The 16,999-nt window shown below is 73.4% G+C and carries 12 protein-coding genes; 8 read left to right on the top strand and 4 right to left on the bottom strand.

Annotated features, from left to right (window positions below; genetic code table 11):
* Position 1: 1 nt before the first annotated feature.
* The 3 genes from ACFV1J_RS13545 to ACFV1J_RS13535 all read right to left on the bottom strand — a co-directional run bounded on the left by ACFV1J_RS13545 (position 2) and on the right by ACFV1J_RS13535 (position 5,531).
* Positions 2-967, bottom strand: a complete 966-nt coding sequence (locus ACFV1J_RS13545) for an LLM class F420-dependent oxidoreductase (protein WP_385857488.1) — start codon at positions 965-967, stop codon at positions 2-4.
* 61 nt (positions 968-1,028) lie between these two features.
* Positions 1,029-1,214: a hypothetical protein gene (locus ACFV1J_RS13540; RefSeq protein ID WP_385857487.1), complete on the bottom strand. Its 186-nt coding sequence runs from the start codon at positions 1,212-1,214 to the stop codon at positions 1,029-1,031.
* A gap of 186 nt (positions 1,215-1,400) precedes the next feature.
* A complete protein-coding gene (locus ACFV1J_RS13535) occupies positions 1,401-5,531 on the bottom strand; it encodes a molybdopterin-dependent oxidoreductase (protein WP_385857617.1) in 4,131 nt (1,376 codons plus the stop codon).
* Between the two features lie 299 nt (positions 5,532-5,830).
* Between ACFV1J_RS13535 and ACFV1J_RS13530 the strand changes: the two genes are divergently transcribed.
* The 6 genes from ACFV1J_RS13530 to ACFV1J_RS13505 all read left to right on the top strand — a co-directional run bounded on the left by ACFV1J_RS13530 (position 5,831) and on the right by ACFV1J_RS13505 (position 12,706).
* Positions 5,831-6,985: an FAD-dependent oxidoreductase gene (locus ACFV1J_RS13530; protein WP_385857485.1), complete on the top strand. Its 1,155-nt coding sequence runs from the start codon at positions 5,831-5,833 to the stop codon at positions 6,983-6,985.
* Between the two features lie 106 nt (positions 6,986-7,091).
* Positions 7,092-7,856 carry a VOC family protein gene (locus ACFV1J_RS13525; RefSeq protein WP_385857484.1) on the top strand — a complete coding sequence of 255 codons (765 nt, stop codon included), beginning with the start codon at positions 7,092-7,094 and terminating at the stop codon, positions 7,854-7,856.
* 114 nt (positions 7,857-7,970) lie between these two features.
* Positions 7,971-8,399: an SH3 domain-containing protein gene (locus ACFV1J_RS13520; RefSeq protein ID WP_385857483.1), complete on the top strand. Its 429-nt coding sequence runs from the start codon at positions 7,971-7,973 to the stop codon at positions 8,397-8,399.
* Between the two features lie 215 nt (positions 8,400-8,614).
* Positions 8,615-9,808: an acyl-CoA dehydrogenase family protein gene (locus tag ACFV1J_RS13515; protein ID WP_385857482.1), complete on the top strand. Its 1,194-nt coding sequence runs from the start codon at positions 8,615-8,617 to the stop codon at positions 9,806-9,808.
* A 69-nt stretch (positions 9,809-9,877) separates the two neighbouring features.
* Entirely contained in the window at positions 9,878-10,714 is an 837-nt protein-coding gene (locus tag ACFV1J_RS13510; RefSeq protein ID WP_385857616.1) for an oxygenase MpaB family protein, read from the top strand.
* 33 nt (positions 10,715-10,747) lie between these two features.
* Positions 10,748-12,706, top strand: a complete 1,959-nt coding sequence (locus tag ACFV1J_RS13505; protein WP_385857481.1) for a tetratricopeptide repeat protein — start codon at positions 10,748-10,750, stop codon at positions 12,704-12,706.
* Here the strand turns inward: ACFV1J_RS13505 and ACFV1J_RS13500 are convergent.
* Positions 12,703-14,025, bottom strand: a complete 1,323-nt coding sequence (locus ACFV1J_RS13500) for a glycoside hydrolase family 27 protein (protein WP_385857480.1) — start codon at positions 14,023-14,025, stop codon at positions 12,703-12,705. The genes ACFV1J_RS13505 and ACFV1J_RS13500 overlap by 4 nt on opposite strands.
* Before the next feature lie 179 nt (positions 14,026-14,204).
* Between ACFV1J_RS13500 and ACFV1J_RS13495 the strand changes: the two genes are divergently transcribed.
* Both ACFV1J_RS13495 and ACFV1J_RS13490 read left to right on the top strand, forming a co-directional pair.
* The gene (locus tag ACFV1J_RS13495; RefSeq protein WP_385857479.1) at positions 14,205-15,785 is read left to right on the top strand and encodes a phytoene desaturase family protein; all 1,581 of its coding nucleotides are present in this window, start codon (positions 14,205-14,207) and stop codon (positions 15,783-15,785) included.
* 110 nt (positions 15,786-15,895) lie between these two features.
* The gene (locus ACFV1J_RS13490; RefSeq protein WP_385857478.1) at positions 15,896-16,999 is read left to right on the top strand and encodes an NAD(P)H-dependent flavin oxidoreductase; all 1,104 of its coding nucleotides are present in this window, start codon (positions 15,896-15,898) and stop codon (positions 16,997-16,999) included.

The following is a 16,999-nucleotide window of genomic DNA, read 5'->3' as shown; positions in this document are numbered from 1 at the left end:
GTCACAGCTTCCGCAGCGCGGGCAGCAGCTTGGTCTCCGCCCAGTCCAGGAACGGCTCCTGGTGGTCGCCGCCGATCTGCACCAGCGCGACCTCGGTGAAGCCCGCGTCCACGTACGGGCGCACCGCCTCGACGAACCGGCCCACGTCGTCGCCGCACGGAATGGCCCGGGCGACGTCCTCCGGCCTGATGTACTGGGTGGCCTCGGCGAAGCCCTTCGGCCCGGGCAGTTCGGAGTTGACCTGCCAGCCGCCCAGCATCCAGCGGAACTGGTCGTGGGCCCGGGCGACGGCCGTGTCGCGGTCGGGGTCGTAGCAGACCGGCAGCTGGCCGACCCGCGGTTTGCCGGTACCGCCGTGCCGGTCGAAGGACGTCAGCAGTTCGGCCTTGGGCTCGGTGGCGATGACCAGGTCGCCCAGCTTGCCGGCGATCTCACAGGACCGTCCGGCCGATACGGCCACGCCGATCGGCGGCGGCTCGTCGGGCAGGTCCCACAGCCGGGCGTGCACCACGTCGAAGTGGGTGCCGTGGTGGGTGACCTCACCGCCGTCGAAGAGCTTGCGGATGATCTCGATCGCCTCGGCCAGCTGGTCCAGCCGTACGGGTGAGGCCGGCCAGCCGGCGCCCACCACGTGCTCGTTGAGGTTCTCGCCGGAGCCCAGTCCCAGCCGGAAGCGGCCGCCGGAGAGCAGCTGCATGGTCGCGGCCTTCTGGGCGACGACCGCGGGGTGGTAGCGGGTCGTCGGGCAGGTCACGTAGGTCATCAGCGGGATACGGGTGGTGGCCTGTGCCGCGGCGCCCAGCACGCTCCAGGCGTAGGGGGCGTGGCCCTGCGCGTCCAGCCACGGGAAGTAGTGGTCGGAGGTCACCGAGAAGTCGAAGCCGGCGCGTTCGGCGCCGACGACATGATCGACCAGGGCCCGCGGGCCCGCCTGTTCGGTCATCATCGTGTATCCGATTTGCACCATCTCACACACCTTGCTGTGGTGGGGTGCGGCCTGCAACCCGGGCTCGCGCCGGGCGGCCGCATCAGTCGGGCGGCTCGGGCGCGGGGTGCTCTCCCGGTTCGGCCCCGGGCGGCTCCACCGGGGGCGTACCCGGCTCCTCCGGTTCCGGTTCCGGCTCGGCCGGCACCGGGTCGCGCGGCAGCGGCTCCGGCTCGCTCGGTACGGGCCCGGGGCCCTTCGGCTCGGGTTCAGTGGTCGAAACGGTCATAGCGCTCTCCTTCCTCTCCATCCTGCGTCCCATGCGGGTACTCGGCCCGTTCGGGGCGGAAACCTCGTTCGCAGGGAAGTCCGCGACAGAGTCCGCAGGGGAGTCCGCGGGGGAGTCCGCAGGAGGAAGGGGAACGCCGAGCATTTTTTCCAGGGCCGGCGCCTCCCGGAGGGAGCGGTGCAGCCGTCAGTACACGTCCCGCACGTAGCGCTTCTCGGCCGCGAGCTGTTTGACGTACACGGTGGCGGCCTCCTCGGTCAGGCCGCCGTGGGCCACCGCGATCTCGCGGAGCGCACGGTCGACGTCCTTGGCCATCCGCGAGGCGTCGCCGCACACGTAGAAGTGCGCACCGTCCTGCAACCAGGACCACAGGTGGGCGCCGTGTTCGCGCATCCGGTCCTGGACGTAGACCTTGGCGCGCTGATCGCGGGAGAAGGCGGTGTCCAGCCGGGTGAGCAGCCCGTCGTGGTGCAGCCGGCCGAGCTCCTCCTCGTAGTAGAAGTCCGTGGCGCGGCGCTGCTCGCCGAAGAACAGCCAGTTGGGGGCGCGGTGACCGCGGGCCCGCCGCTCGTCGAGGAAGCCGAGGAAGGGCGCGACGCCGGTGCCGGGCCCGACCATCACCATCGGGGTGGCCGGGTCGGCCGGTGGCCGGAAGTGCGCGCTGCGCCGCACGAAGATCTCCACCGGGCTGCCGGGCTCGGCATCCGCCAGGAACGCGGAGGCCACGCCCTTGCGCGGGCGGCCCTGCCGGTTCTCGTAGCGGACCACGGAGACCGTCAGCCGCAGCAGTGCCGGGTCGGTCAGCGGGCTCGACGATATGGAGTACAGCCGCGGCCGCAGCCGGGGGAGGAGCTCGGCCCATTCCTGTGCGCCGGCCCGCACCGCGTGCTCGGCCACCACGTCGACGGCCTGCCGGCCCCACGCCCACCGGTCCAGCTCGCCCTTGTTGCCGGGCCGCAGCAGCTTCCTGAGCGTCCGGTCCCCGGTCTGCTCGGCGGCCAGCCGGAGCAGGGCGGGGGTGATCCGGGTGATGTCGAGATGGCGGTGCAGTGCCTCGCCGAACGGCACGGTGCCCGCCCCGTCGAGGCGTACCGGAGCCGCCGGGTCCAGGCCGGTCAGCGCCAGCCACTCGGCGACCAGCTCGGGGCAGTTCAGCGGCTGCACCCCGAGCGCGTCACCGGCCTCGTACGCCAGCGGCACCCCGTCGGCGTCCCGGGTGTCGAAGGTGAACCGACGCACCTCCTTGGTGGCGCCGGGCCGGCTGAGCAGGTCGTTGCCGACGAGCCGGGCGGTGACGGTGGGGTCCTTGGCGGGGGAGGCGGGGGCCGGTGCCGTCTCGGTGGGCCCGTCGGCCGCCTGTTCCGCCGCGCCGTCCTCCAGCGCCCGCAGCACCCGTTCCAGCCACTGCCCGGCCGGCTGTGCGTAGTCCGGTTCGCAGTCCGTGCGCGGCGCCAGCCGGACCGCGCCCAGCTCCGCCAGCCGGTCGTCCAGCCGCCGCCCGTGACCGCAGAAGTCGTCGTACGAGGAGTCGCCCAGCGCCAGGACGGAGTAGCGCACGCCCTCCAGCCGGGGGGTGTCCGGCGCGTTGAGCGTCTCCCAGAAGCCCGAGCCGTTGTCGGGGGCCTCGCCGTCGCCGAAGGTGCTGGTCACGATGAGCAGGTCCGCGGTGCGCGGGAGGGTGGCCGGGGTGCTGTCGGCCATGCTCACCAGCGCCGCCTGTCGTCCGCTGCCCTTCAGCCGGCGGGCGGCGTCCGCGGCGACCTCCTCGGCGTTGCCGGTCTGCGAGGCCCACAGCACGATCACCGTACGAGAGGCGGAGTTTGACGTTCCGTCAGCCGATTCCGCCGGGTCGCCCTGCGCCCCCGTACCGGTCCGCTCGTCCGCCGTCCGCGAGAACATCCCGGCCAGCACGCCGTTCACCCACAGCGCGGTCTCCGCGCCGAACGGCGCGTGGGCGGGCAGCACGGGCGTACCGCCGGACGGGCGGGACGCCAGCCCGGTGAGGAATCCGGACAGATAGCGGCGCTCGTGCTCGGCCAGGGCCGGCGGGGCCGGGTCGGTCAGCCGGAACAGGTCGGTCAGGACCGCCACCGCACCGCCCGCGGCGCCTCCTCCCGCACCGCCCGCCGGGCCGCCGGGCTCCGCCCCCGGCCCCTCCGCCGCGCCCGGCAGTACCGCGCTCTCCGACTGGCCGGCGCCGCCCGGCACCCTGGTCAGCGCGACCGCGCACACCTTGAACTCGGGCTGGAAGGAGACCGGGTCGACGGCGTCGTGGGTCACGGCGTTGACGCATCGGTACTCACCGAACAGGTCGTTCCAGTGGAACGGCGCGAAGCAGTCCCCGGGCCGTACCCGGTCGGTCACCACGGCCGGCAGCACCGCCCGCCCGCGCCGCGAGGCGACCTCGACGGCGTCGCCCGCCACCACGCCCAGCCGTTCGGCGTCCTGCGGATGGAGCTCCACGAACGGGCCCGGGTTCAGCTTGCCCAGCTTGGCGACCTTGCCGGTCTTGGTGAGGGTGTGCCACTGGTGCGGCAGCCGGCCGGTGTTGAGCAGGTACGGGAAGTCGTCGTCGGGCAGCTCGGCGGCCGGCAGGTGCGGCCGGGCGAAGAACACGGCCCGCCCGCTGGCGGTGGGGAAGACCAGTCGCGGGCGGCTGCCGTCCGGCCGTTCCACCGGCTCCCGGCCGGCCCCGTCGTTCAGATAGCGCACCGGATTGCGGTCCGGCCCGTCGGCGGCCGCGCTCGGCCACTGCACGGGCGTCTCGCGCAGCCGCGGATAGCTCACCCCGCGGAGGTCGTACCCGGTCCGCGGGTTGGCCGCCCGCTTGAGCTCCTCGAATATCTCCTCGGCGCTGTCGTAGGAGAAGGCGTCCGCATAGCCCATCTCGCAGGCGATCCGGGCGATGATCCGCCAGTCCGGCCAGGCCTCGCCGGGCGGATCGGCGGCCTGCCCCACCAGCGTCAGATTGCGCTCCGAATTGACCATCACGCCCTCGGACTCGGACCACATGGCGGCCGGCAGCACCACATCGGCGTACGCGGTGGTCTCGGTCTCCGCGAAGGCGTCCTGCGCCACGACGAACTCCGCGGCCTCCAGCCCCTCGATGACGGTGCGGCGGTTGGCGACCGAGGCGACCGGGTTGGTGCAGATGATCCAGCAGGCCTTGATGTCCCCGTCCGCCATCCGCCGGAACATCTCGACGGTGCCCTGCCCCCCGTCGTGCGCCCGCAGCGTCCCCGGGGGCAGCCCCCACAGCTCCTCGGTGAACGCGCGGTCCTCGGCGACCAGCGCGGACCGCTGGCCGGGCAGCCCCGGCCCCATGTAGCCCATCTCCCGGCCGCCCATCGCGTTGGGCTGGCCGGTCAGCGAGAACGGGCCGCTCCCCGGGCGGCAGATCGCCCCCGTCGCCAGGTGCAGGTTGATCAGCGCGTTGGTGTTCCAGGTGCCGTGGGTGCTCTGGTTCAGCCCCATCGTCCAGCAGCTGGTCCAGGCGCCCGCCGCGCCGATCCACTCGGCCGCCCGGCGCAGTTCCGCCTCCGGGATCCCGGTGATCCCGGCGACCTTCGCGGGCGGGTAGTCCTGGAGGAACGCGGGCATCGCCTCCCAGCCCTCGGTGTGCCCGGCGATGAACTCCTCGTCGATGTCGCCGTTCTCCACCAGCAGGTGCAGCAGCCCGTTCAGCAGGGCCAGGTCCGTACCGGGCGCGATCTGCAGGAACAGGTCCGCCTTGGCCGCGGTGGCGGTGCGCCGGGGGTCGACCACGATCAGCTTGGCGCCGGCCTTGACCCGCTCCAGCAGCCGCAGGAAGAGGACCGGATGGCAGTCGGCCATGTTGGAACCGATGACCAGGAACACATCGGCCTGGTCGAGGTCCTCGTAGGAGCCGGGCGGGCCGTCCGCGCCCAGCGACAGCTTGTAGCCGCTGCCCGCACTCGCCATGCACAGCCGGGAGTTGGACTCGATGTGGGTGGTGCGGAGGAATCCCTTGGCGAGCTTGTTCGCCAGGTACTGGGCCTCCAGCGTCATCTGGCCGGAGACGTAGAGCGCGAGGGCGTCCGGGCCGTGCGCGTCGACGATCTCGCGCAGCCGGGCGGCGGTCTGCTTGATCGCGGTGTCCATGGCGGTGGGCACCGGTTCGTCGCCCCGGTCGCCGCGGACCAGGGCGCCGGTCAGCCGGCCGGGCGCGGTGAGCAGTTCGGCGCTGGTCGCACCCTTGGTGCAGAGCCGTCCGTGGTTCGCCGGATGGGCCTTGTCCCCGCTGGCCCGGCGCACGGTCCGCCGGCCGTCGCCGTCCGTCGCGACATCCAGCACCATCCCGCAGCCGACACCGCAGTACTGGCACGCCGTGCGCACCTGCGTGAGGTGCTCTGCCGGTGTTTCCGCTGCGGTCACGGACGGTCCCCTTCGTGGTCGGAAGCTGGGGATCGACCCTACGGAGAGCCCGTTAACCACGTGTCACACGAGGCGATCATCCGTCGTTACGGCGACCACACATCCGCCCCCGGCGCCGCGTGAGGCCCACGCCGGGAGAGCCGCATCGAAGATGCAGCGACACAAAAAGCGAATCAATTGCACTTTAATATCTGCTGTGCTTTTCTGGTTCCATGAACCCCATGACTTCTCCGGCTCCGTCCCGCATCGCGATCATCGGAGCCGGTCCCGGCGGCTTGACCTGCGCCCGCGTGCTCCAGCGGCACGGCCTGCCGGTCACCGTCTTCGACCGGGACGCCTCCGCCGATGCCCGTCCGCAGGGCGGCACCCTCGACCTGCACGCCGCCACCGGCCAGGCGGCGCTGCGCGCGGCCGGCCTGTACGAGGAGTTCGCCGCCCTCGCCCGCCCCGAGGGGCAGGAGATGCGGCTCTACGACCGCGACGCCACCCTGCTCTTCCGGCACGCCCCGGCCGCCGAGGTGACCGAGCGCCCCGAGATCGACCGGGGCCGGCTGCGGCGTCTGCTGCTGGACTCCCTCGCGCCCGGCACCGTCCGCTGGGGCCACTACCTGCGCGCCCTGCACCCGCTGGGCGACGGCCGGCACAAGGCGGAATTCGACGACGGCCACACCGAGGAGTTCGACCTGGTCATCGGCGCCGACGGCGCCTGGTCCCGGGTCCGCCCGCTGCTCTCCGACGCCACCCCGCACTACTCCGGCGTCACCTTCGTCGAGTTCTCCTTCGACGACGCCGACGCCCGCCATCCCGCGATCGCCCGGCTGGTCGGCGACGGCAGCATGATGGCCTCGGCCGCCGACCGCGCGCTGATCGTCCAGCGCAACAGCCACGCCCACCTCCGCGGCTACGCCGCCTTCCGGGACTCGGAGGACTGGGCCCTCGCGGCCGGGGTGGCGCTGACGGACACCGAGGCGGTACGGGCCGCGCTGCTCGGCCGGTTCGCCGGGTGGGACGACCGGCTGCTGGCCCTGCTGACGGACAACGACGGCGGATTCGTCAACCGGCCGCTGTTCGCCCTGCCGGTACCGCACACCTGGGCGCACACCCCGGGCGTCACACTGCTCGGCGACGCGGCGCACCTGATGACACCGTTCTCCGGGATGGGCGCCAACCTCGCCATGCTCGACGGCAGCGACCTCGCCCTGGCCCTCGTCGAACACGCCGACCGGGACACGGCGCTGCGCGCCTACGAGGCCGTACTGCTGCCCCGTTCCGCCGACGCCGCCGACGCGGCCGCCCGCGGCCTGGCCAACGCCCTCGCCCCGGACGCCCCGGAGGGCTCGCTGCGCCATCTGCGGAAGACGGCCGGGAACGCCTAGCGGCCCGACGCCCACCTTCAGGGGCTCCGGTTGCGGCCCCCGCGCGCCCGTCGGACGATCGGCACCGTACGGACAGCGACGGCACCGCACGGAGACGGACCCCAGCGTGAAGATCACCGAGCCCACCCCCGGCGCGCCCTGCTGGGCGGAGCTGGGCACCTCGGACGTCGACGCGGCCAAGGTGTACTACCGCGAGGTCTTCGGCTGGCGCGCCGAGACCGACCTGCGCCCGGAGGCCGGCGGTTACACCGTCTTCCACCTGGGCGCCGCCCCGGTCGCCGGGGTCACGTCGCTCTACGCCCCCGGCCAGCCCACCGCCTGGACCGTCTCGTTCGCGACCCGGGACGCCGATGCGCTGGCCGCGGCGGTCACCGAGGCCGGCGGGCGGCAGTTGATGGCGCCGACGGACGTCTTCCAGCAGGGCCGTTTCGCGTTGTTGGCGGACCCGGAGGGCGCGGTGTTCTCGGTGTGGCAGGCCCGGGACTTCCCCGGTGCGGCGCTGCTCAACGCACCCGGTTCGCTGGGCTGGGTCGAGCTCGCCACCCGTGACGAGGAGGCCGCCAAGCACTTCTACACCCGGGTCTTCGGCTGGACCGTGGGCACCCACGAGGACTATCCGCAGTGGGGCCTCGACGGCGCAGACTTCGGCGGGCTGAGCGCGCTGGACGAGTTCTACCCGGACGACGTCCGGGCGCACTGGCTGCCGTACTTCGCGGTCGCCGACGTCGACGACACCGCCGCCCGGGCCGCGGAGTGCGGCGGCATGCTGTTGGTGCCGCCCACGGACGTGCCCGAAGGCCCGCGGATCGCGGTGGTCCGGGACCCGCAGGGGGCCTCCTTCGGGATCCACCGCGCCGGCACCGAAGGCTGACTGTCACACGATCGGCGGCCTGTTCGTCGTTTCACCACATTCCGGGGGTGATTTGCGCGTAATGTCCACTTCGCATCAATGGGTGGCATCGCGCGTCAAGAACAGGAGACCCCCATGTCCACGACCGAATTCCTCGCGGTCCGCGGCAGAAAGCTCGCAGCCGGCGCGGGCGCACTGACCACGGCTGTCGCCCTCGGAGCGACGCTGTCCGCCATGACCCCGGCCCAGGCGGCGCCCGGACCGACCGCCAAGCCGTACGGCGTCGTCACCACCAAGATGGGCCTGAGCGAGCGTCAGTACCCCAGCACCGACGCCTCCGTGAAGGGCTTCCTCCGGCACCGTGCCCAGGTCAACCTGGTGTGCAAGGTGCGCACCCAGCCCGTCGGCGGCAACACCGTCTGGTACCTGACCGGCGAGGGGCGCGGGACCTGGATCGCGGCGAAGTACGTGACCAACACCGGCTCCGTCAAGTACTGCAAGGACGTGCAGCGCGGCCGGATGATGCCCCACAACAACAACGCGGCCAAGCACGCCGTGGGCTGATGGCGTCCGGCACCCAGGCCCGGTCCGGCACCCGCAGGTGCCGCACCGGGCCTTCGTGTGCCCGCCCGGCCGGGCGCTCTTCGCCCCCGGCCCGCGCCCTTCCCTATTTCTGGAACAAGTTCTACTGTGCCCCCGATCCGTCATCCGACGCGCCGTCAGAAACGGGCGGCCCGCCGGCCGGACGACCCGGACCGACCGGACGATCTGGAGGGGCCGTGCACCTCGAATACACCCCCGAGCAGCAGCAGTTGCGCACCGAGCTGCGCACCTACTTCGCCGAACTGGTGCCGGACCACGCCTACGCCCGGTACGCCGATCCGGCCGCGCAGAAGCGGTTCTACCGCCGGACCGTCCGCCGCCTCGGCGCCGACGGCTGGCTCGGCGTCGGCTGGCCGAAGGAGTACGGCGGGCGCGGGATGACCCCGATGGAACAGTTCATCTTCTTCGACGAGGCAGCCCAGGCCGGCGTTCCGCTGCCGCTGATGGCACTCAACACCGTCGGCCCGACGCTCATGCAGTTCGGCACCGAGGAACAGAAGGCCTACTTCCTGCCGCGCATCCTCTCCGGCGAACTCGACTTCGCCATCGGCTACAGCGAACCCGAGGCGGGCACGGACCTGGCCGCCCTCAAGACGCGCGCCGTCCGGGTCGACGGGGGAGCCGACGGGGGAGAGTACGTCGTCAACGGCCAGAAGATCTGGACCACCAACGGCGACACCGCCGACTGGGTGTGGCTGGCCGTCCGTACCGACCCCGACGCGCCGCCGCACAAGGGCATCACCATGCTCCTCGTGCCGACCTCCGACCCCGGCTACTCCTGCACCCTGATCAACACCCTCGCCTCGCACGACACCACGGCGAGCTACTACGAGAACATCCGCGTCCCCGTCTCGCGCCGCGTCGGCGAGGAGAACAAGGGCTGGCGACTGATCACCAACCAGCTCAACCACGAGCGCGTCACCCTCGCCGCGCACGGCACCATGGCGATCCGCGCCCTGCACGACGTGCAGCGCTGGGCCCGGGAGACCAAGCTCACCGACGGCCGCCGCGTCGTGGACCTGCCCTGGGTCCGCCGCCGCCTCGCGCAGACGCACACCAGGCTGGACGCGATGAAGCTCCTCAACTGGCGCATGGTGGGCGCCCTCCAGGACGGCACGCTCACCCCGCAGGACGCCTCGGCGGTCAAGGTGTACGGCTCCGAGGCACGGCGGGACGCCTACGCCTGGCTGATGGAGGTCGTCGCCGCCGCGGGCGCCCTCAAGGAGGGCTCGGCGGGCGCCGTCCTGCACGGCGAACTGGAACGCGGTTACCGCTCCGCGGTGATCTTCACCTTCGGCGGCGGCAACAACGAGATCCAGCGCGAGATCATCGCCTGGATCGGCCTGGGGATGCCGCGGGTACGGCGTTAGGTTGACCTCGTGGACGCCCCTCCCGCAGGTGACCCCGGACTCTTCGGCCCCTCCTCGGTGACCTGGCAGATGCACGGTGATCCGCTGATGTGGATCGCCGGGATCCGCGCGCTGTACCTCCAGGCGCTGCACCCGCGCGCGGTGCGCGGCGTCCTGCAGAACTCGGACTTCCGGCGCGACGCCTGGGGCCGGCTCATGCGCACCGCCGACTTCGTCGGCACGACGACGTACGGCACCACCGACGCCGCCGAACGCGCCGGTGCCGCGGTCCGCGGGCTGCACCGGCGGCTGACCGCCACCGACCCCGCCACCGGCGAGCGCTACCGCATCGACGAGCCGGAGCTGCTGCTGTGGGTGCACTGCGCCGAGGTCGACTCCTACCTCCAGGTGCTGCGCCGCTCCGGCTGTCCGCTCACCGACGCCCAGGCCGACGCCTACCTGCGCGAACAGCGCACGAGCGGCCGGCTCGTCGGCCTGGACCCGGAGCGGATCCCCGGCGACCGCGCCGGGTTCGAGGCGTACTTCGCACGGGTGCGGCCGCACCTCGCGCTGACCCCGGAGGCGCGGGAGGTCGAGGCGTTCCTCCGCCGTCCGCCGACACCCGCCGTGTTCCTCCCGGCCCGCGCGGCGCTCTGGCCGTGGGTCGCCCGGCTCGCCTACGGTGCCCTCCCGGCGTACGCCCACCGGCTCTACGGGCGCCCGGCGCCGCCGCCCGCCGTCGTCACCCGACGTCTGCGCGCCACCGGCCGCCTGCTTCGCGCCATTCCGCCCACCGTCCGCTGGCAGCTGCCGCCCCGGCACATCCTGCGTGCCGTCGAACGACTCGGGCCCCACACCCGCCCGTCGGCCTACAAGCTCCGCCGCGCCGCCGCCATACTGGACGGGCAGGGGGAGCGGCGCGGCTGATCGTGAGGGCGGGGACGGGGGCGGCGACAGACGATGGCGGAAAACCGACTGATCCAGGGGCGGTACCGGCTGCTCGACACCATCGGGCGCGGCGGCATGGGCGAGGTCTGGCGGGCCCGCGACGAATCACTGGGCCGGCAGATCGCCGTCAAATGCCTCAAGCCGCTGGGGCCCCGGCACGAGCCGGAGTTCCTGGACGTCCTGCGCGAGCGCTTCCGCCGTGAGGCCCGGGTCGCGGCCGCCCTCCAGCACCGCGGCATCACCGTCGTCCACGACTTCGGCGAGGACCGGGGCACCCTCTTCCTCGTCATGGAGCTGCTGACCGGCCGCAACCTCAGCCAGCTGCTCGACGACAACCGGCGCCAGCCGCTGCCCGTCCCGGACCTCATCGACATCGCCGAACAGGTCACCGCCGCCCTCGCCTACACCCACGGGCAGGCCGTCGTGCACCGCGACCTGAAACCGGCGAACATCGTCCGCATCGCCGACGGCACGGTCAAGATCTGCGACTTCGGCATCGCCCGGCTGAACCACGACATCGGCTTCACCGCCCGGCTCACCGGCACCGGCGTCGCGATGGGCAGCCCGCACTACATGTCGCCCGAGCAGATCGGCGCGCACCCCGTCGACCACCGCAGCGATCTGTACTCCCTCGGCTGTGTGCTGTACGAACTCGCCACCGGTGTCCCGCCGTTCGACCTCGGCGACGCCTGGGCGGTGCTCGTCGGACACCGTGACACCGCCCCCGCCGCGCCGCGCACCCTCCGCCCCGACCTGCCGGTGGCCTACGAGCGGATCATGCTGCAGCTGCTCGCCAAGGACCCCGACGACCGGCCCCGGGACGCCGACGACCTGGCCAAACGCCTCGCCGTCGCCCGCCAGGACCCCACCGGCGGCACGGCCGGCCCCGGCGCGACCCTCCCCGCCCTGCCGGCCTGGACCACCGGCATCACCCCCGGCTCACCGGCCTGCCCCCGTCCGGTCCGCCCCGCGACGGACCGCGCCGTCACGGTCCTCACCGACGCCTGGACCGGCGGCGGCGACCCGCGGTCCGGGGACGCCGCCGTGGCCGCCGGGATCGCCAGCCCCGCACCACCGGACGACCGCCGCACCGCCCTCGCCGCCCGGCTGGCCACCGGCCGGGACCTGGGCGACGAGGGCCGGTACTTCGAGGCCCACCAGATCTACGCCGAGGTGCTGGCCGCCCAGGAACACGCCCTGGGGCCCGACCACCCCGACTCCCTCGACTGCCGCCACCACCTCGCGCGCAACCTCGGCCGGCTGGGCCGGCTGGAGGACTGCCGGGCCATGACGCGGGACGTGGCCGCCGCCCGCGCCCGGGTGCTCGGCGCCCGGCACCCCGACACCCTCACCACCCGCTACGAACTCGGCCACGTCCTCGGCCGGCTGGGCAGGTGGGCCGAGGCGCTGCACACCTACCAGGAGGTCGCGGCGGCCCGTAGCGTCGCGCTCGGCCCCGACCACCCCGACACCCTCGACGCCCGCTCCGAGGTCGGCCTCGGCCTCGGCCGGCTCGGCCGCGGCGCCGAGGCGCTGACGCTCTACCGCGAGCTGGTCGCCGCCCGCACCCGCACCCAGGGCGCCGACGACCCGGACACCCTGCGCGCCCGGCACGGCCTCGGCGTCAACCTCGGCCGGCTGGGCCGCTGGCCGGAGGCGCTCGCCGAGGCGAAGGAGGTGGCCGCGGCCCGCGAGCGGGTGCTCGGCCCGGACCACCCCGACACGCTGGTCAGCCTCCGGGAGACCGCCGTGGCCCTCGGCTGGCTGGGCCGCTGGGACGAGGCACTGGACCGCTACCGCCGGGTCGCCGACGCCCGCACCCGGGTCCTGGGCGCCGCCCACCCCGACACCCTGGCGGGCCAGAGCGACCTGGCCCGGTGCCTGGAACAACTCGGCCGCGAGGACGAGGCGGTGGCCCTGCACCGCCGGGTCGCCGCGCTCCGCCGCGAACGCGCGACGCACCGCGGCTAGAAGCTTTTTCGGTCGGCGGGCGTCACCCGGTACAGCACCGTGCCGTGCGCCGGTACGTCGCTCGCCACGATGTCCCCGTCGCTGTGCTTCCGCCGACCGGTGACCAGATCGTGCAGCCGGTACGAGGACGCCTCCGGCAGCCCGGCCGCGCCCGCGGTGACCGACAGCGTGCGCGGGGCGTCGCCGGAGTTGAACAGGGCCACCGCTCGGTCGCCGTTCTTCAGCGGTTTGGCCAGCACCGCCGAGTGGGCGTCCTCCTGCACGATGCGCCCCTGGACCCCCAGCGGATCCTGGTCGACCGCGATGACGTGCGCGTTCCCCAGCACCGCGCGGGCCTCGGGGGAGAGTGTGCCGAGGTCCGTACTGGAGATCAGCGGCGCCGCCATCATCGCCCACAGCGACATCTGGCTCTGCATCTCGTCCCGGCTCAGCCCGGAGTCCCCGGCCAGCAGGAAGTCCGGGTCGTTCCACCGTCCGGGGCGCTGCAGATCGGCGAGGTTCGCGTTGTAGCGGAAGTTGTAGACGATGGAGGACCACTTGGCGGCCGGGGTGCTCTGCTGCAGCGCCACGTCCCTGCCGCCCCGCCACAGGTTCCCCAGCTCGGACGACCAGCCGATGACCCGGTGCCAGACGGCGTCGCCGTCGAACTGGAAGTAGGCCGGCGCGGAGACGGAGAAGGTGATCGGCCGGCCGGCGGCCCGCAGGGCACGGCTCATTTGTCCGTACAGGTCCCGGTAGGTCTCCTCCTTGCTGTGCCCCGGTGCCACGGGCACGTTGCAGCCGTCCGCCTTGACGTAGTCCACCTGCCAGCCGGCGAACAGCTTCGCGTCCTCGGCGAAGTGGCCGAGACTGCCCGGGTATTTCTCACAGGTCAGCGTGCCGACGTCCTCGTAGATGCCGAACTTCAGCCCCATGGCGTGCAGTTGCTGCCCGACGTAGGCCATGCCGTGCGGGAACTTCACCGGGTCCGGCAGCAGCTCGCCCTTGGGGCCGCGCTTCTTGGCCATCCAGCAGTCGTCGACCGTGACGGTCCGGTAGCCCTGGTGCGCCAGCCCCGAACGGACCAGTGCCCGCGCGTTGTCGAGCACCACCTTCTCGTCGACGTGGCAGGTGTAGTACGACCAGTTGTTCCAGCCCATCGGGGGTGTGGGGGCCAGGTTCGGGTACGGGCCGGTGGCGGGCCGCGCCTTCGCCGTGCGGCCCGGGTCGGGGGTGGCGGAGGCGGGCGCCGGGGAGGCCAGCAGCCCGGCCGAGCAGGCGGCGACGGCGGTGAGTCCGGTGACGGTGCGGCCGAGGCGGGGTACCGAAGGACGGGACACGGGTCACCTCACGGGTGTGCGGGACGGCCTGACGGGGGGACAGCCGGGGCGGTGCCGAGGTGGAGCACGGCCGGACGCTAGGAGCAGGCCCGGACCCGGTCAAGAAGCCGCACCGACCGCGGCCGAGGTTTCAGCCGCGTGTACCTGGCCTCCGCGATCATCGCGTGCTACCAAGGGGCATGCCGGAACGGACTTCGTATGACGCGGTCATCGTCGGCGGCGGGCACAACGGACTGGTGGCCGCCGCCTATCTCGCACGCGCCGGACGCAGCGTGCTGGTGCTGGAGCGGCTGGACCACACCGGTGGTGCCGCCGTGTCGACCCGGGCCTTCACCGGTGTCGACGCCCGGCTGTCCCGCTACTCCTACCTCGTCAGCCTGCTGCCGCCGAAGATCGTGCGGGACCTCGGACTGCGCTTCGCGGTCCGCAAACGCACCGTTTCCTCCTACACGCCCGCGGTGCGCCACGGCCGCCCCACCGGTCTCCTGGTCGGCGGCGGCGCGGCCCGCACCCGCCGCTCGTTCGCCGAACTCACCGGATCCGACCGCGAGTTCGCCGCCTGGGAGCGCTTCTACGGCACCACCCGGCGGCTCGCCGAGCGGGTCTTCCCCACCCTCACCGAACCGCTGCCCACCCGCGCCGCGCTGCGCGCCCGGATCGACGACGACGCCACCTGGCACGCCGTCTTCGAGCGGCCCCTGGGCGAGCTGGTCGAGCAGACCTTCACCGACGACCTGGTCCGCGGGGTGGTCCTCACCGACGCGCTCATCGGCACCTTCGCCACCGCTCACGACCCCTCGCTGCGCCAGAACCGCTGCTTCCTCTACCACGTCATCGGCGGCGGCACCGGTGACTGGGACGTCCCCCTGGGCGGCATGGGCGCCCTCACCGACACCCTGGCCGACGCCGCCCGCCGGGCCGGTGCGGAGATCGTCACCAGCTGCCCGGTGACCTCCCTCGCCACCGACGGCCGCACCGCCGAGGTCTCTTGCGAACGGGGCACGATCGGCGCCCGCCGGGTGCTGGTGGGCGCCTCGCCGCGGGAACTCGCCCGGCTCCTCGGCGAGGCCCCGCCGCCGCCCGCCGAGGGCGCGCAGCTCAAGGTGAACATGCTGCTCACCCGCCTCCCCCGGCTCCGCGACGCCGGCGTGGACCCGCGCGAGGCGTTCTCCGGCACCTTCCACATCGCCGAGGGCTATGACCAGCTGGAGCAGGCCTACCGGCAGGCCGCGGCCGGGAACCTGCCCGCCGCCCCGCCCTCGGAGATCTACTGCCACTCGCTGACCGACCCGTCCATCCTCGGCGCCGACCTGGTCCGCCAGGGCTACCAGACGCTCACCCTCTTCGGCCTGCACACCCCCGCGCGGCTGTTCGCCGACGACACCGCCGACCACGCCGCCACCCGCGACCGCCTCCTGGCGGCCACCCTCGCCGAACTGGAGACCCACCTCGCCGAGCCGCTCGCCGACTGCCTCGCCCTGGACGCCGACGGCCGCCCCTGCGTCGAGGCCAAGTCGCCGCTCGACCTGGACCGCGAACTCGGCCTGCCGGGCGGCAACATCTTCCACCGCGAGCTGGCGTTCCCGTACGCGGACCCGGAGGCGGACGTCCCCGCCGGGAGTGCGGCGGCGCGCTGGGGGGTGGCCACCGCCCACCCCGCCGTCCTCCTGTGCGGCGCGGGCGCGGTGCGTGGCGGCGGGGTGAGCGGCATCCCCGGCCACAACGCGGCGATGGCGGTGCTGGAGGAGGGCGTGGTGTGACGGCCGCCGGAGGCGCGGCGATCCGGAGCCGGCACCGGACCCCGGCAGTTTTCTGACGCAGCATCAGAAAATCTCTTCCCTCGTACGGCACCCTGCGGCATCCTGCGCGCATGCAGACGGAGCTGAGCAACAGGCTGGGCGCGGAGCACGCCGTCTTCGGGTTCACCCCCTTCCCCGCGGTCGCCGCGGCGATCACCCGGGCCGGCGGGTTCGGGGTGCTCGGCGCGGTCCGCTACACCGCGCCGGACGCCCTCGCCCGCGACCTCGACTGGATGCAGGAGCACACCGACGGGCTGCCGTACGGGCTCGACGTGGTGATGCCCGCCAAGAAGGTGGAGGGCGTCAGCGAGGCCGACATCGAGGCGATGATCCCGGACGGACACCGCCGGTTCGTCGACGCACTCCTCGACAAGTACGGCGTACCGCCGCTCGCCGAGGGCGAGGCGTCCGGATGGCGGATCACCGGCTGGATGGAACAGGTCGCCCGCACCCAGCTCGACGTGGCCTTCGAATACCCGATCAAGCTGCTCGCCAACGCCCTCGGCCCCCCGCCCCCCGACGTCGTCCGACGCGCCCACGACCAGGGCATCCTGGTCGCCGCACTGGCCGGCAGCCCCCGGCACGCCCGGCACCACAAGGCCGCCGGCATCGACATCGTCGTCGCCCAGGGCTACGAGGCCGGCGGGCACACCGGCGAGATCGCCACCATGGTCCTCACCCCCGAGGTCGTGGCCGCCGTCGACCCGCTGCCGGTGCTCGCGGCCGGCGGCATCGGCACCGGCGAGCAGATCGCCGCCGGACTCGCCCTGGGCGCCCAGGGCGTCTGGCTCGGCTCGATCTGGCTGACCACCCGGGAGGCCGAACTCCACTCCCGCCGGCTGACCGCCAAACTGCTCGCCGCCGGCCCGGGCGACACCGTCCGCTCCCGCGCCCTGACCGGCAAACCCGCCCGCCAGCTGCGCACCGGATGGACCGACGCCTGGGACGACCCGGCCGGCCCCGGCCCGCTGCCGATGCCGCTGCAGGGACTGCTGGTCGCCGAGGCGAACTCCCGCATCCAGCGGCACGAGGTCGAGCCGCTGCTGGGCACCCCGGTCGGCCAGATCGTCGGCCGGATGAACAGCGAACGCAGCGTCCAGGCCGTCTTCGACGACCTCACCCGCGGCTTCGAGCGGGCCATCGACCGCATCAACCGCATCGCCGGACGCGCCTGA

Source organism: Streptomyces sp. NPDC059649, from assembly GCF_042734445.1.
Classification (GTDB): Bacteria; Actinomycetota; Actinomycetes; order Streptomycetales; family Streptomycetaceae; genus Streptomyces.
Note: the sequence above shows the minus strand (reverse complement) of the source record. Positions and strands in the feature narration are given on the sequence as shown.

Coding starts and splice junctions, on each gene's coding strand:
- ACFV1J_RS13490 (WP_385857478.1), top strand. CDS start 15,896: ATGCAGACGGAGCTGAGCAACAGGCTGGGCGCGGAGCACGCCGTCTTC.
- ACFV1J_RS13540 (WP_385857487.1), bottom strand. CDS start 1,214: ATGACCGTTTCGACCACTGAACCCGAGCCGAAGGGCCCCGGGCCCGTA.
- ACFV1J_RS13530 (WP_385857485.1), top strand. CDS start 5,831: ATGACTTCTCCGGCTCCGTCCCGCATCGCGATCATCGGAGCCGGTCCC.
- ACFV1J_RS13510 (WP_385857616.1), top strand. CDS start 9,878: ATGCACGGTGATCCGCTGATGTGGATCGCCGGGATCCGCGCGCTGTAC.
- ACFV1J_RS13520 (WP_385857483.1), top strand. CDS start 7,971: ATGTCCACGACCGAATTCCTCGCGGTCCGCGGCAGAAAGCTCGCAGCC.
- ACFV1J_RS13545 (WP_385857488.1), bottom strand. CDS start 967: ATGGTGCAAATCGGATACACGATGATGACCGAACAGGCGGGCCCGCGG.
- ACFV1J_RS13495 (WP_385857479.1), top strand. CDS start 14,205: ATGCCGGAACGGACTTCGTATGACGCGGTCATCGTCGGCGGCGGGCAC.
- ACFV1J_RS13535 (WP_385857617.1), bottom strand. CDS start 5,531: ATGGTGCTGGATGTCGCGACGGACGGCGACGGCCGGCGGACCGTGCGC.
- ACFV1J_RS13505 (WP_385857481.1), top strand. CDS start 10,748: ATGGCGGAAAACCGACTGATCCAGGGGCGGTACCGGCTGCTCGACACC.